This is a genomic window from Leeia speluncae (assembly GCF_020564625.1).
Lineage (GTDB): Bacteria > Pseudomonadota > Gammaproteobacteria > Burkholderiales > Leeiaceae > Leeia > Leeia speluncae.
Genome location: NZ_JAJBZT010000001.1, coordinates 394,582 through 406,864 on the forward strand (window position 1 = coordinate 394,582; position 12,283 = coordinate 406,864).

The following is a 12,283-nucleotide window of genomic DNA, read 5'->3' on the forward strand; positions in this document are numbered from 1 at the left end:
GTTAAGGAGTTCCGATTGATTAACACATTGACTAAAGCCGAGCTGGCTGACGTGCTTTTTGAGCAGGTTGGTTTAAATAAGCGCGAAGCAAAAGAAATGGTAGAAGCTTTTTTTGAAGAAATTCGTATTTCATTGGAAGCAGGTGATACCGTTAAGCTATCTGGTTTTGGTAATTTTCAATTAAGAAATAAGCCACAGCGCCCTGGTCGTAACCCAAAAACAGGGGAAGAGATTCCAATTACTGCGCGTAGAGTGGTGACGTTTCATGCGAGCCAAAAGCTAAAAGGGCTGGTAGAAGAATATCATGACAGAAACAGTTAAGACTGAACTGCCTCCTATTCCGGTTAAGCGTTATTTCACTATTGGTGAAGTAAGCGATTTATGTGCCGTAAAACCGCACGTATTGCGTTATTGGGAACAAGAATTTACCCAATTAAAACCGGTAAAACGTCGTGGTAATCGTCGTTATTACCAACATCATGAAGTGCTATTAATTCGCCGTATTCGTGGTTTGTTGTACGAAGAGGGCTTCACGATTAGTGGTGCGCGTAATAAATTGGCTGAGTCTGAAGAATTGGTCACGAGTTTGACTTTCTCTGAAACGCCTGCTGTTACCTCTGATAGCGATGAGAAGTTACCAGATCTAAGCCGTAGAGGACTACGTGCTGAGTTAACTGAAATCTTAGGGATTTTGATTAACTAATCTGTTGCGCGTGTTTTGAAAAAGGCTATAATCCTAGCCTCATTTGTCGGAGCGTAGCGCAGCCTGGTAGCGCACTTGCATGGGGTGCAAGGGGTCGGAGGTTCGAATCCTCTCGCTCCGACCAATAATTTCAAATACTTAGGCCACTCTTGAGAGTGGCCTTTTTTGTTGTGTATATTTTTGCCCCATTTTTTGCCCCATGATTGATTCAGTGTAACGCGCCGAAAACTTTTGCACAGAATTGCATGAGCTTCTGCACAGTCAGAAAAGCGAAAAGTGCAGGTTTTGACGGCACATTCTGCACAATCCGCCCTGTAAAATCCTACCAGTTTTTAATGATTAGCTCTGAGCGTTTTGAACGAGCCAAATCGCCTTGGCCAACAGTGTAATTAATGCTGCAAGTTTCAACACTAAGTCCCGCAAAGACCTTTCTCATTTCGGGTATGTCGTTCACTGAGACAATCATCTTGCCCTGGATGCTCTTGGCAAGTCTGGCCAACTCTATATAGTTCTCAAAAGCAAAGTCGACGCCGTAGCCTTCGGTATCCCAGTACGGTGGATCACAGTAAAACAGGGTATGTGGACGGTCATACTTTTGTATGCATTTTGACCAGTCTAGGTGTTCAATAAATGTACGGCTTAAACGTAAATGTGCCTGGCTTAAATCCTCCTCTAGTCGTAGCAGGTTCAGTCTTGGGGCACTGGTGGTTGCCGTACCGAAGGTTTGACCATCTACCTTGCCGCCAAAAGACAGCTTCTGTAGGTAGTAGAAGCGGGCTGCTCGTTGGATATCAGTCAGGGTTTCTTCAGGTGTGATCTGTAGCCACTTATACAGCTGCCGCGACGACAATGCCCATTTGAACTGCCGTACAAACTCTTCTAGATGGTGTTTTACCACCCGATACAGGTTGACCAGTTCGCCATTGATGTCATTGATTACTTCGACCTTGGCCGGTTCTTTCATGAAGTACAGGGCGGCTGCTCCGCAGAACGGTTCTACATAGCAGGTATGCTCTGGGAACATTGGCAGGATAGTTTTTGCTAGACGGCGTTTGCCGCCAATCCAAGGGATGATAGGGTGAGATTGATTCATGTGAGCCTCTTATATTAATAGAACGATTGTTCTATAATGGTACCCGCAAGTGCACAAGCGGGCAGCCTTGGTTTGCTCACAGGATTGGTCTGTGGGTTAGATAACCCTCGGGGTGTTGGCGCACTCTGAGGGTTGCTGCTTTATTTCACTTCATAGCTGGAATAAGGATTGGGTACGCATACAAGCGGATAACGACCTGTTGAGCCATGTACTGCGCCCATGAGCTTCCAACCAAGATATATGCGCAGACATTTGCTTGTGCCTGGCCAACGATAAATTACATAAAGCATCCATTCCCCAGAAGGAAGACGAGCTTTACACCACCCACTATGCCCAGGTCGATTACTTGTCTGCGAATCTCCTGACCAGTGAACCAGAGTAAGGTCGGTTACCACAGATGCATTTTGATAATCCCAACCGTCTGTCGGATTACGGAGAAGCCATGCAAGGCGCTGTAGATAGGCTGGCTTATCAGCCCACCGAGCATAGTGACCACCGTCACCCATCAGGTCGTAATCGACCGTCTGGAACCATGATAGGCTCTGTGGCAGTTTGCTCGGCCATAGCGCCAGCAGTGGACTGGTGATAATCTGGATAATAGAAAGGACAATGCCGACCGTTGTGAGTAACAGCCATTTCATAGCGGATCTCCTATATGGTCCGTGCAAAAGAAACCGACAATAAATGTTGAATCGTTAGCAACGGGGAGTAGCGCATGTGGGGTGCCACCAAGCACACAAACCGTATCGCCGGGGCTGATATTAACTAGGTCGCTCCCTATCTGAAGGGTTACAATCTCCGGCGATAGCAATCTAATGACTGATGCTGAACAGATGCGGGCGTTATTACGATGAAATGAAAGCGGATGATCCACATGACACGGGATGCCAGCCCCCTGTTTTACATGGATTAGGCAGATTCCTGCATCGGCTGAAAGGTCAAAATTAACATCCGATGGAATATAACTTGCTAGCTCGTTCAAGCGCACCGTATCGTCAAGATGGATAGTGGATGTGAGCCCATCAAATGCGTAATTAAATACTTCATTTGCTGTATTGGTTGGCGTATTAAAAATCAAATAGCTCATGCGACCACCCCCTGTACAGCGCTCCCTGAGACAAAGGTAAAAGCACCACCATTTAGCGCCACCGCTTTGCCGGGCGAACCTCCGCTTCCAAAATAGGATGTATCCACGTTACATCCCCCAACCCCACCGGCTTGGCCAAGATTGCCACCTGAACCACCATATCCATCTTGCCAAGAAAAAATAGCATGCGCGGAGACCCCTCCAGATGTTAGATTCCCTCCATTCCCACTAGCCAATGCATGTGCTGCTGATGCAGCACCGCCTCCGACCGATTTAATAGAGTTTGTGCCGCCTGCCCCTCCTGAACCTCCTGCCGCAACATCTCGATTTCCTTGGCCACCTCCACCACCTCCGCCACCGCCAACTATGCCATTATTTGTAAGCTTTAACGTTACTCCACTTGATAATGAAATAGCATCGCCGCCATTTGTTCCATTTGTTGCGCTACCGTTATAACCAATACCACCATTTCCCCCCATTCCAACAATCGTGCCATTGTTAACAAGGTTTACAGTGATGCCACTGGGAAGGGCTCCAGATCTAAAACCAGCAACGCCAGTTGTTGAGGAACCTACAACAACACCGGCATTGACGGTTACATTAATTTCCGCGCCAACCTGCGCATTTATCACATCATTGGTTAGTAAGTATTGATCTGTGTTTGCGCTAATAACAATGTTAAAAACCTGTTTCAGGGCCAGCATTACCGCTGGGATATTTGCCGGGATGGTCATTTCACATCCTTCACGATCGATACAAATACCCGTGTCGCGGTCTCTGCATAATAGGTCAGGTAATCAGTTGCATTTGCTGTAGTGGTCAATGTCGGCGCAGATCCACCTGCAAATTTATAATTTGTTCCAAATGCAAGTGTTCTAGATCCAGTGGCATCCTGAGTAACCGCAATAATCCCACTTTGCCCAGGTACTACATTGGTGGGTGTCGCCAAGGTCCGGTTGCCTGCCAATGTGATGCTAAAGTTATTCGACAAGGAAAGATCAACAGCAATACTGGCCGCATCGGCTAATGCCAATACCTGCCCACGTTGGGCCTTTGTCCACAGCTGAGTTAGCGCAAGATTGGCATAAGCGGAAATATCTTGACGCAACAGAATTTCAGCTGCGCTAATTGCAAGCCCGATTGGGACAGACGTCAGCGTTGATGTGAGTGCTCCGGCAGTTGTGGTGGACAAATACACCTTGCCAGCCGTTAGCCCTGCCAATCCGCTGACGTAACCACCGATAACGATATCCGCCTTGCCAGCCGACACATTACGGGCAAAGCCGATGAAATTGGCAGCGCTCGTGCCATCTGCCTTGGCCAGATCGTAGCGGCTATTGGCAGAGTCCCAGTAAACGGGGGAACCGTTGGCCACGGTGGTATGGACGGTTTTGTTGTAAAGGACATCCGAGCCTTGCAGAAGCTTTAAGGCTTGGAGCAATTGCGTTCTGTCGGCATCAGCCAAGGTCAAACCTAATGCCTCAATAACGCCGCACAGCTCTTCCTGAACAGAGTTAAACCATTCGTAGCCAGGTATAGTGGCTGACTGACCACTTTGTGGATCACCTTTACCAAAATAGCCTGGTGTGCCAGTAGCTGGTGGTGCTGGAATGACTGCGACGGCGGTATCACGTCTAACGCGCTGCATATAAGTTCCTAAGCGTAAGCAAATAGTAAAATGGTGTGTGCTGGTCTCAAAGGTCTTAGCACACACTCAAGCAGTGTATTTCCCCAGTATCTCAGCGGCGTCTCTACGCCATCCTCTACCGTTGCTTCTTGAATTGAGACGCTGGGTGCATTGATCTGCCATACAAAATCCCACCCTTCATCAGCAACAGGGCTCTCGCATGACATCTCGCAGGTATATGCACCAAGTTCTGTAATTGAAATCTGAAAGCCGATTGAGGCAGCCAGTGCTATGAAGTAAGTCTTCGATAGCCCACCCAGCTCTTTTTCTTTGGCGATCAGCCGCTGGCGTCGGCTTGAAATAGAGAGCGATCCGCGCGGCGTACAAGGGTCTGGTAGCCCATAAACAGATTCCCAGTCAGGGATCATGGAAACAGGGCAAGTCGCAGGTGACATGGCATCAATTACAGACTGTGCAAAATCTTCTGCAAAATCCAGTCGTTGCCCATCTAACAGCAGTGAAGCCGATAACATCTCGGCATTCGGTTCATAGCTGGTTGGTGGCAGCAGCTTGGCGAGTAAGGAAGCGTACCTGCTCATCTACATCGCACTCACCGTTACCGCACCCAGCCGACACCACTGAAGCACGGTAGAGGTATTGGTTGGTACTACATTGGCCGCAGGCAGCGTTATCGCTCGATCAACCACGCCAGTCAGATCGCTGATTAAGGTTTCAAGCTTGCTCTTGATGACGGTATCGCCGGGAGTTATCCCCGCAAAGTAACTCTCCATCGCTGACTGAATCAGCGGGGTGATATTGGCGAGCGTGGTACCGGCTACCTTTACTTGTACCGACACATCGACAGTGAGAACCGATGGTGCAAACACCAATGTCCCCTTGGTACCCGCAGGTCGAAGGCTATCAATGTGACTTTGCACTTGGGAAATGAGTCCGGCAGATGGCAGCCCTCCCGCACTGGTGATGGCGACATCAACCGTGCCTGCCCCTCGTCTCCATGGGAAAACATATGCGCCAGTAACCCCATCAACTTCTAGTGCCCAGCGCTTATAGTCGTATGGGTTGCCTCCAGCGGGCGGATGGCGAAGTATATCCAGCAGTCTGGCCAGTAATGAAGCAGCAGTTTCCTTGTCAGTCCCGGAGAGCATTGAAGAGATGACCGCTTGGCTTTGAACACCTGATGGTGCAGATTGAACCGTTAGCAGAACACCTGTACTCGCATTGCCATTTGCTCCCGCAGTCACAGCTTGTGCAGCAACCGTACACGTACCCGATCCATCAATCGTTGCAGCGGCTGTTGTTTGATAGGCGGTATCATCCGCCCGCTTTAGTTGGGTTCCGACCGGAATCACACTACCTGATTGGCCAGTGAATGTGACAAACCCGGTTGCATAGGTTGCAGCCTTATAGGACAAGCCTTTTCTGGCGGCATGCATTTCCATGTACTCAACATCAGCCTGATCCGGAAAAATCTGTTTAAAAATCCAAGACTGATGCTCATACAAGCCTTCGATTGCACTGGCAATCACCGTGGCTCGGATGTAATTGTCACTATCCGAGTCGGTAGCTGCAGCTGGATTAGCACTCAGTAAGTCTCGCAACCAGTTTTGTCGGATGGTATCTAGGGAGGGCGGATTGAATGTACTCATCTCAAACTACCTTTACCGGATGAGAGAATACATTTGTGCGACCTTGGGCATCAGTGACCGCGATAGCTAGACGCAGCCAGCCATCGTGAAGTTGCTCCGGGGTGATCAGGATTTGCGTAGCACGACCATCTTGCAAAAGCGGCTTCAGTGCCTCTTCTGCATATTGTTTGGCTAGTTGGGAAACGCGAGATAAGTCTTTTTGACGCTGCAACTCATGCAGGCGACTACCCAATTTAATATCCGCCCACCATGACCCAAGCGGGGTCATGAGGCGAATATAGACGGCATTGGCCAGCGTATCGATTAGCTGCCCAGTGTAGTCTCCGGTATAGGGGTTTAAGGCTTTATCCATGCCGCTATTGTGCGGCGGCAAGGATTAAGTGATTAGCTGATGGGTGTCAGTAGGCGCTACCCATTGCTTGATACATCATCACCTTGTTTGTCTGTTTTAGACGAAGGATCATCTAGAAAATCGACCTTAGGGGTATCCTGTAGTTCAGGAGACTGCTTTTTCATCTCCTGTATGTCTTGCACAAGCTCATCTAAGTAAGTCTGACCTAGTTTTACTTTTCTAAAGAAATTCGCCCCTGAAATTGCTAGGCTGATGATAAATACCCACAGGCCGATGATGATCAGAACTGTCGTCACATCTTCTAGCCTTTTGCTAATAGTCATTGCATGTCCACTATGCAAAATTAGGTTGACTGTCTGCCCACCTGTTGTCAGCAAAGTGTAAAAGAATGCGGTAAAAATCAGCATGGTTTTTTCAGCAAAGGTTGCTATTAATATGCTTTGATTGTCCATGCAGCGCTTCAGATTTTTTAGTTCAAGACGGCGTGAACTGTACTGATTTTGTTTTCGCTTTGGACCGATCTTTCTTTTATAGAAAGAAATCCCTACTTTAAAAAAAGCGATGATTAAACCTACCGCAGTACAGAAGGTGACTATGACTACTATGAATTTAAAAAAGACTGAGTCAGAAATGCTTGCAATATATTGCATGAAATAATTCTCCAAAATTAAGGTCTGCGTTAAAAACGTAGACCTTAATTTATAGAAAATTCCAATGTAATAGTCAAATTGAATGACTACACCGGTTGCCCTGTTTGGCTAGCACCAGTAGTAACATTGCCATGAACGTGATGAACAAGTGATTTTCCATCGGCAATCACATCAACCGTTGTTTTGATCGTCCCAGTGAAGGTCGCACAATCAGAAGATGTACCTGCATCCACATTTAAGCCATTACTGATCTGTGTATGGCCGGTAATGGTGACTTGTGGACTGTTGATCATGACATCTGCCGTAGCATTAATAACCAGGTGCTGAGTACTCACTTCGACCACACGGCCACGCTTCAGATACACATGGTCGCCTTCGTCGGAGTAAAGTGCGACCTCTCCAGACTGGAGGCTTTTTGAGACGATAGCTGCCATGTTCAGTGGCAATCATGATGCCGTGCGCTGTTTTTCCTCCGATGGGAAGTACTACCCCCTGCGAACCTGCTGGCGGGTTGCTGGTATAGCCATAGTGCTGGAAGTACTCCGCCGCCTGCAGCTGCTCACCCGCAAGGCCATCCGCCTGTACCAGGATAATTGGACGGCTAGTATCCACTCCAGTTAGCAGCACACGGAATGCCTGTCGAATGCGGCCTATTGCGCGGCCAATTCGCTGATCAATGTCTTTTATCATCACTGTTGCCAAGAAGGTTTTGCGATATCCAGAATCTGTCCTAGTGCACCATTCTTGCCTTTTCTGTGTTTGCGCTTATGCGGAAGTGCATCCAGTGTCCACACCGCATCCTCTTTCAAAGTAAGTAGCGTCTTTGGCCCATCATTCCGATTGAGTACAAATCGTCTACCCATCAAAAAGAATACGCCATCGATGCCGTGCGGTTCTGAAATAACCCGGATGCGCTGACCAGGCTTCCATAGCGTACCTGCTTGTGTTCGGTGGCCATATAATTCGGCCTCCAAGGTGTAGCCAGTCAAGCGACTATCCATCAGCAGCTTTCTCGCTCTGGATTGAGCAACCGCCGAGTTGTCTACCTCATGGTCAGTCACGATCTTTGGGCGGTACCAGTTGACCTGGCTATCCTTGGCAACACCGCGTAAGCTATTTTTTCCGGTTTCAGTTTCCGTACCATGTGTCTGGCCAAGTACAGTTACCTCCGAAAATCGACCAGATATAGAGCGATTCTCTGACAATCGGATCAGCGTATTTGACCTGCCATTCCAACGTAGCGCCAGCGTATCAACAGGGGGTGTTGAGTAGTCCGGCCCGCCAATCACCAAGGTGCCATCTGGTTCAAACCATGGCCATAAACCTGCCGCCTCGGCAGCATGTACCAAGGTATCCCACGCAGAATCACCCGGATCGACATTCACCTTTTCAAACTTGGTCGTCTTTTCTGCATGAATAACGACCTTTGTGATACCCAATGGCCGCACAATTTTGGCGACGATTTCTTGCATGGTAGATTGGCGCTGAACAAACACTGGTGCAGAACAATCCAACAGGGCGGCTGCATCGTCCCTACCATTGATAGTAAAGCGGTGCGACCCTTTGACGACTTCATGCTGGCAAGCATCCAGTCGGCCAGATAGCACCGTCTCGCCACCAATCTGGACCTTGATCTTTTCGCCTTCCTTTAAAACGGTTTTAAACGACAGTGCCTGACCATCTTTACTGGTGGGTAAGGCAATCGACATTTGCCAGGCATCTGCAGGCGTGAGCAGATCCGAGTCAATGTCGTATTCCATCCATTGCTGCTGAACATGGCCAGCAATGAGTAAAGAAACAATATGGTCTTTACGCTGATCACTGAGCATAAGCATTAAGCAGGTCTCCCTGCTGGATGAAGTTTGGGTTACGTAAGGAAGGGTTCAGACGAATCAACTCTTCTGCCCTGGTATAGTCGCCATACCAGCGATAAGCAATCTGGTGCAAATTCCCATCAGACTCGACTTGCTTGATCACCAGTGGTGGCTTACTAATAATGATGCTCTTTGCCGTCTGCTGCAGTTTGGCCGCCGTGTCTCGAAGTCCCTCAATGACTGGCCTTGCCGCCACCACATCATAAGTTGTTCGGTAAACCGCAATCGCGGACTGGATAGATTCCCTTGCCGTAATCAGGACAGATTCTAACTGGCTGGGTGTTAAAGACGGACTCTCGATCTCGGCGGCAAACAGAGTGGCTGCTACGGTGGCCACACTCGTTGCCTGCGTCAGACTAAAGGCGGCATCCGTATGAATATTCGAAGGAGCCGTCATGCTAGACAAAGGTGTCGTGATGATCGACACGGCCCTTGTAAACTCATCAAGGGAGACTTCTCCCGAGTCCAGTCTGGGAGTAGCAATGCTATTAAATACGCTTTTGAGATCCGCAATAAAGGATTGCGGGAAGTTCAACACATCCAGTCCGGTATAAATCACCCCATTTACTCGACTGGCCAGCTGCTGGAGTGTGCCAATTACCCGGTCACGCAACTGATTCAGCTTGGTGAATGGCTGCTCCAGTTTCTTCAGTTGATCAATGGCATCGGAGAACACCCCTGCGCCAATATCGCTTACTGAGTCAGCAGCCATACTCGCTGCTTCAGCCTGTTGAGAAGCCAACTCTCGACTGAACAGCTGCTGGCCAACGGTGGACTCCATAAAAGAGAGGGAAACTCGGGCGCTATCCGGACTCTCGGCATCATGGTCGATATTCACCGACAGCAATTGAACGGTCATGCTGCCATAAATCGGATGGATTAATTCACCCGGACCCGGCACCCGCAATACGTCCAGAAAGTCTTTTAATCGCTGATCGTAATCATCACCATAAAAGATGGCTTGCATACTGATATGCCATGGCTTTTCACCCATGTCTTCAGTATCTGCACCATCTTGGTAAGGGTATTCATAGACAGCGACAGCACGCTCCAAATCATCAGAGGTGCTTACACAATCAAAAGCTACCCCACGGAATGACGCATCTAATAAATTATCTGACCAGGACATATCAGTGCCTTGCTGCTTGGGTAGCCATCGCTTTATTCACCTGAGCCACCAAGTTGCCATTGATGACTTCAACCTTTACTTTGATCTCGTTGTCCTTCATGCCTAGCTTGATCAATTCAGCGGTATAACGCTGGATTTCAGCAGCCACTTTTGCCTGATCACCTTTACCTGCTGGCTCAACAGTGGGCATGCCAAGCCAGTTAGTGCCATGAATAGCTCCTCGCTTTGACTCTGCCAACTTTTGAAGGAGATCTGCTTTCTTGCGTTCGGTTTCGGAGAGACTGGCGCGTGCCTCAGCTTTCGCGGCCCAATCTTTCACCCCCTGATTTGTCGATGAACTTCTTTGTAGTGCTCCGGAAGCTAAAACTAGTGCAGCTGGTGATTTAACTGTATTACCTAGCATTGCCCAAAGAGCACCTCCCCAACCAGAGCTAGGCGTACCAGGTACAGAAGATCCACCGGGAACACGAGACATTCCTGGCACTCCTGACTTGCCTCCAAGCAAGTTGCTAAGGATACCTGACGTACCAATCGCTGTAGCCAAAGCTGTTAATACAGTAGTGGCTCCGGCCACCGCTGCAGTTAATGCAGGATATTTCTCTGCATATTCAGCGAGCTTTAACTTTGCATCCCCAAGGACGTCAGCAAATCCTCTCATGGCCTCTGTTTGTGCTTTATCAAGGGCATTATTTCCCTGTTGGTCTTTGAATCCTGCCTGTTCACTGATGAATGCAAAGTTACTGTCGGTAACCCCCCCTGACTTTTTCATAGAGTCGCGGACAGATTTCATGTAATCGCCATTGTTCATATAGGCGATCAATGCCATCAGTGCCTGGCGATCCTGAACCAGCTTTCCAACAGATGATCCCTTGGCAATATCTGCCATCGACTCCAGTGTGGTTTGCTGATCTGCACCTTTGGCCGTTTTAAGCTTGGCTTGTAGTGCCTGGTAACGCTTATCCTTGCTAACCACCTGCTCAACAATGCCAGTAAAGGCATCCAGTGAGTTAATGCCTTTACTCCGAGCCGCCATCAAGGTGCCGGTCAAATTAATGCCGAGCTTTTTGGCATCGTTGGCAGTATCCTGGCTATTGATCTTGGCTAGTAAGTTGACCAGGTTATTACCTGCTTCATCTTTGCTACCCGCAGTAATGGCCGATGCCTGGTTAGCTGCCAAGAGGGTTTGTAAGCCAGACATTCCAGACAGGCCAGCTTGTTTTCCTGCGGCCATTTGCTGCGGTAGCCACTTGGCCATGTCTTTCAGTTCAAACCCACCGGCCTGACCCGCTGCAATCGCCATATTCAGGGCAGAGGGCAATTGTTCGGCTTTAATGCCGAAGTTCTGCATACTCCGGATCGCAATATCCGACAGTTCAGAGGATGATGCCCCACTAGCGGTTGAAGCCTTTTGCAGCACAGGTAGCAATTGCATTGCAGTACTCTGCGGCATGGCTCCTGACGCTAGGAGTTTATCTAATGTCTCTGCAACATCTTCCTTCGTGCCACCATACTTTGTAGCAGCGTAGATAGACTCTTCTAACTTCGCCTTTCCTAAACGTCTCGCTGCCAATGGCTGACCCGCATAGGCTGTATTTGACATCTGAGCCAGCCGCATATCCCAAGCCATCGGCTTTTGAGCTGCCCGATTCAGCATGTAACCAGCCGCCATGACCCCGCCGCCAATAGCCCCTACCTTTTGAATGCCTGCTATTGTTTTTTGCATTAGCGACAGCTTTTGCACTGCATTGGTAGTTTCACGATTCAGGCGGGCCATATCGTTGATCAATGTCGTTGGTCCGCGAACCTTGGACATCTTTTCCATATCACGAGCAGCCTCAGCCGCCGTTTTACCGACGGTTTGAGTTTGCTTCTGCATCGTCTCCAGCACACGTGATGACTCACGTGACAGGCGATCTTTCAGACGCAACAGGACGGCTACTTCGAGATTGCGATCACTCATGGTGTTTGCTTTTTCTTGCGTCGGCTATTGATGATCTTGGTAGTGGGCTTGCCACTGGATTTACCGCTCAGTACTTCAACCAGGGCGGACAAGTGAGACATGAGCGCTTGCTCGGAAAGATCGAGGACGTATCCTTCCGAG

16 protein-coding genes and 1 tRNA gene are annotated in these 12,283 nt (G+C 48.9%); 3 read left to right on the forward strand and 14 right to left on the reverse strand.

The features are described from left to right. Window positions 1-15: 15 nt before the first annotated feature. From LIN78_RS01830 to LIN78_RS01840, 3 genes are all read left to right on the forward strand, one after another. Window positions 16-321 (forward strand): integration host factor subunit alpha, encoded by a 306-nt coding sequence (locus LIN78_RS01830; RefSeq protein ID WP_227177889.1) that lies wholly within the window; start codon window positions 16-18, stop codon window positions 319-321. Beyond that, window positions 305-703, forward strand: coding sequence for a MerR family transcriptional regulator (locus LIN78_RS01835; protein ID WP_227177891.1), 399 nt, complete (start codon window positions 305-307; stop codon window positions 701-703). Before LIN78_RS01830 ends, LIN78_RS01835 begins: the two co-directional genes overlap by 17 nt. A gap of 47 nt (window positions 704-750) precedes the next feature. Then, a tRNA-Pro gene (locus LIN78_RS01840) sits at window positions 751-827 on the forward strand. 198 nt (window positions 828-1,025) lie between these two features. On the opposite strand, the gene LIN78_RS01845 is transcribed toward LIN78_RS01840, so the two are convergent. The 14 genes from LIN78_RS01845 to LIN78_RS01910 all read right to left on the reverse strand — a co-directional run bounded on the left by LIN78_RS01845 (window position 1,026) and on the right by LIN78_RS01910 (window position 12,142). Next, entirely contained in the window at window positions 1,026-1,796 is a 771-nt protein-coding gene (locus LIN78_RS01845) for a DNA adenine methylase (protein WP_227177893.1), read from the reverse strand. A 140-nt stretch (window positions 1,797-1,936) separates the two neighbouring features. Continuing rightward, window positions 1,937-2,437 (reverse strand): DUF7338 family protein, encoded by a 501-nt coding sequence (locus tag LIN78_RS01850; RefSeq protein WP_227177894.1) that lies wholly within the window; start codon window positions 2,435-2,437, stop codon window positions 1,937-1,939. Continuing rightward, complete coding sequence (locus tag LIN78_RS01855) at window positions 2,434-2,883, reverse strand: hypothetical protein (RefSeq protein ID WP_227177896.1); 450 nt, start codon at window positions 2,881-2,883, stop codon at window positions 2,434-2,436. The genes LIN78_RS01850 and LIN78_RS01855 overlap by 4 nt, the downstream gene beginning before the upstream one ends. Next, on the reverse strand, window positions 2,880-3,617 hold the full coding sequence (locus tag LIN78_RS01860; RefSeq protein ID WP_227177899.1) for a hypothetical protein: 738 nt from the start codon (window positions 3,615-3,617) through the stop codon (window positions 2,880-2,882). Before LIN78_RS01860 ends, LIN78_RS01855 begins: the two co-directional genes overlap by 4 nt. Continuing rightward, complete coding sequence (locus tag LIN78_RS01865; protein WP_227177901.1) at window positions 3,614-4,531, reverse strand: hypothetical protein; 918 nt, start codon at window positions 4,529-4,531, stop codon at window positions 3,614-3,616. The genes LIN78_RS01860 and LIN78_RS01865 overlap by 4 nt, the downstream gene beginning before the upstream one ends. Before the next feature lie 8 nt (window positions 4,532-4,539). Continuing rightward, window positions 4,540-5,109 carry a YmfQ family protein gene (locus LIN78_RS01870; RefSeq protein ID WP_227177903.1) on the reverse strand — a complete coding sequence of 190 codons (570 nt, stop codon included), beginning with the start codon at window positions 5,107-5,109 and terminating at the stop codon, window positions 4,540-4,542. Next, the gene (locus LIN78_RS01875) at window positions 5,110-6,177 is read right to left on the reverse strand and encodes a baseplate J/gp47 family protein (protein WP_227177905.1); all 1,068 of its coding nucleotides are present in this window, start codon (window positions 6,175-6,177) and stop codon (window positions 5,110-5,112) included. It abuts the gene before it with no gap. A 1-nt stretch (window position 6,178) separates the two neighbouring features. Continuing rightward, a complete protein-coding gene (locus LIN78_RS01880; RefSeq protein WP_227177907.1) occupies window positions 6,179-6,529 on the reverse strand; it encodes a phage GP46 family protein in 351 nt (116 codons plus the stop codon). 56 nt (window positions 6,530-6,585) lie between these two features. After that, window positions 6,586-7,179, reverse strand: a complete 594-nt coding sequence (locus LIN78_RS01885) for a hypothetical protein (protein ID WP_227177908.1) — start codon at window positions 7,177-7,179, stop codon at window positions 6,586-6,588. A gap of 86 nt (window positions 7,180-7,265) precedes the next feature. Continuing rightward, window positions 7,266-7,472, reverse strand: coding sequence for a hypothetical protein (locus LIN78_RS01890; protein WP_227177909.1), 207 nt, complete (start codon window positions 7,470-7,472; stop codon window positions 7,266-7,268). 16 nt (window positions 7,473-7,488) lie between these two features. Then, the gene (locus LIN78_RS01895; protein WP_227177910.1) at window positions 7,489-7,869 is read right to left on the reverse strand and encodes a phage baseplate assembly protein; all 381 of its coding nucleotides are present in this window, start codon (window positions 7,867-7,869) and stop codon (window positions 7,489-7,491) included. Then, on the reverse strand, window positions 7,869-9,014 hold the full coding sequence (locus LIN78_RS01900; protein ID WP_227177911.1) for a phage baseplate assembly protein: 1,146 nt from the start codon (window positions 9,012-9,014) through the stop codon (window positions 7,869-7,871). Before LIN78_RS01900 ends, LIN78_RS01895 begins: the two co-directional genes overlap by 1 nt. After that, complete coding sequence (locus LIN78_RS01905) at window positions 8,998-10,182, reverse strand: DNA circularization protein (protein WP_227177912.1); 1,185 nt, start codon at window positions 10,180-10,182, stop codon at window positions 8,998-9,000. The genes LIN78_RS01900 and LIN78_RS01905 overlap by 17 nt, the downstream gene beginning before the upstream one ends. Before the next feature lies 1 nt (window position 10,183). Continuing rightward, a complete protein-coding gene (locus LIN78_RS01910; protein WP_227177913.1) occupies window positions 10,184-12,142 on the reverse strand; it encodes a phage tail tape measure protein in 1,959 nt (652 codons plus the stop codon). Between the last annotated feature and the right edge of the window lie 141 nt (window positions 12,143-12,283).

Excerpts from the sequence above, each read along its gene's own strand:
- LIN78_RS01880 (WP_227177907.1), bottom strand. The coding sequence starts at position 6,529 with ATGGATAAAGCCTTAAACCCCTATACCGGAGACTACACTGGGCAGCTA.
- LIN78_RS01855 (WP_227177896.1), bottom strand. The coding sequence starts at position 2,883 with ATGAGCTATTTGATTTTTAATACGCCAACCAATACAGCAAATGAAGTA.
- LIN78_RS01850 (WP_227177894.1), bottom strand. The coding sequence starts at position 2,437 with ATGAAATGGCTGTTACTCACAACGGTCGGCATTGTCCTTTCTATTATC.
- LIN78_RS01865 (WP_227177901.1), bottom strand. The coding sequence starts at position 4,531 with ATGCAGCGCGTTAGACGTGATACCGCCGTCGCAGTCATTCCAGCACCA.
- LIN78_RS01885 (WP_227177908.1), bottom strand. The coding sequence starts at position 7,179 with ATGCAATATATTGCAAGCATTTCTGACTCAGTCTTTTTTAAATTCATA.
- LIN78_RS01870 (WP_227177903.1), bottom strand. The coding sequence starts at position 5,109 with ATGAGCAGGTACGCTTCCTTACTCGCCAAGCTGCTGCCACCAACCAGC.
- LIN78_RS01875 (WP_227177905.1), bottom strand. The coding sequence starts at position 6,177 with ATGAGTACATTCAATCCGCCCTCCCTAGATACCATCCGACAAAACTGG.
- LIN78_RS01910 (WP_227177913.1), bottom strand. The coding sequence starts at position 12,142 with ATGAGTGATCGCAATCTCGAAGTAGCCGTCCTGTTGCGTCTGAAAGAT.
- LIN78_RS01860 (WP_227177899.1), bottom strand. The coding sequence starts at position 3,617 with ATGACCATCCCGGCAAATATCCCAGCGGTAATGCTGGCCCTGAAACAG.
- LIN78_RS01905 (WP_227177912.1), bottom strand. The coding sequence starts at position 10,182 with ATGTCCTGGTCAGATAATTTATTAGATGCGTCATTCCGTGGGGTAGCT.
- LIN78_RS01890 (WP_227177909.1), bottom strand. The coding sequence starts at position 7,472 with ATGATCAACAGTCCACAAGTCACCATTACCGGCCATACACAGATCAGT.
- LIN78_RS01900 (WP_227177911.1), bottom strand. The coding sequence starts at position 9,014 with ATGCTTATGCTCAGTGATCAGCGTAAAGACCATATTGTTTCTTTACTC.
- LIN78_RS01895 (WP_227177910.1), bottom strand. The coding sequence starts at position 7,869 with ATGATAAAAGACATTGATCAGCGAATTGGCCGCGCAATAGGCCGCATT.
- LIN78_RS01845 (WP_227177893.1), bottom strand. The coding sequence starts at position 1,796 with ATGAATCAATCTCACCCTATCATCCCTTGGATTGGCGGCAAACGCCGT.
- LIN78_RS01835 (WP_227177891.1), top strand. The coding sequence starts at position 305 with ATGACAGAAACAGTTAAGACTGAACTGCCTCCTATTCCGGTTAAGCGT.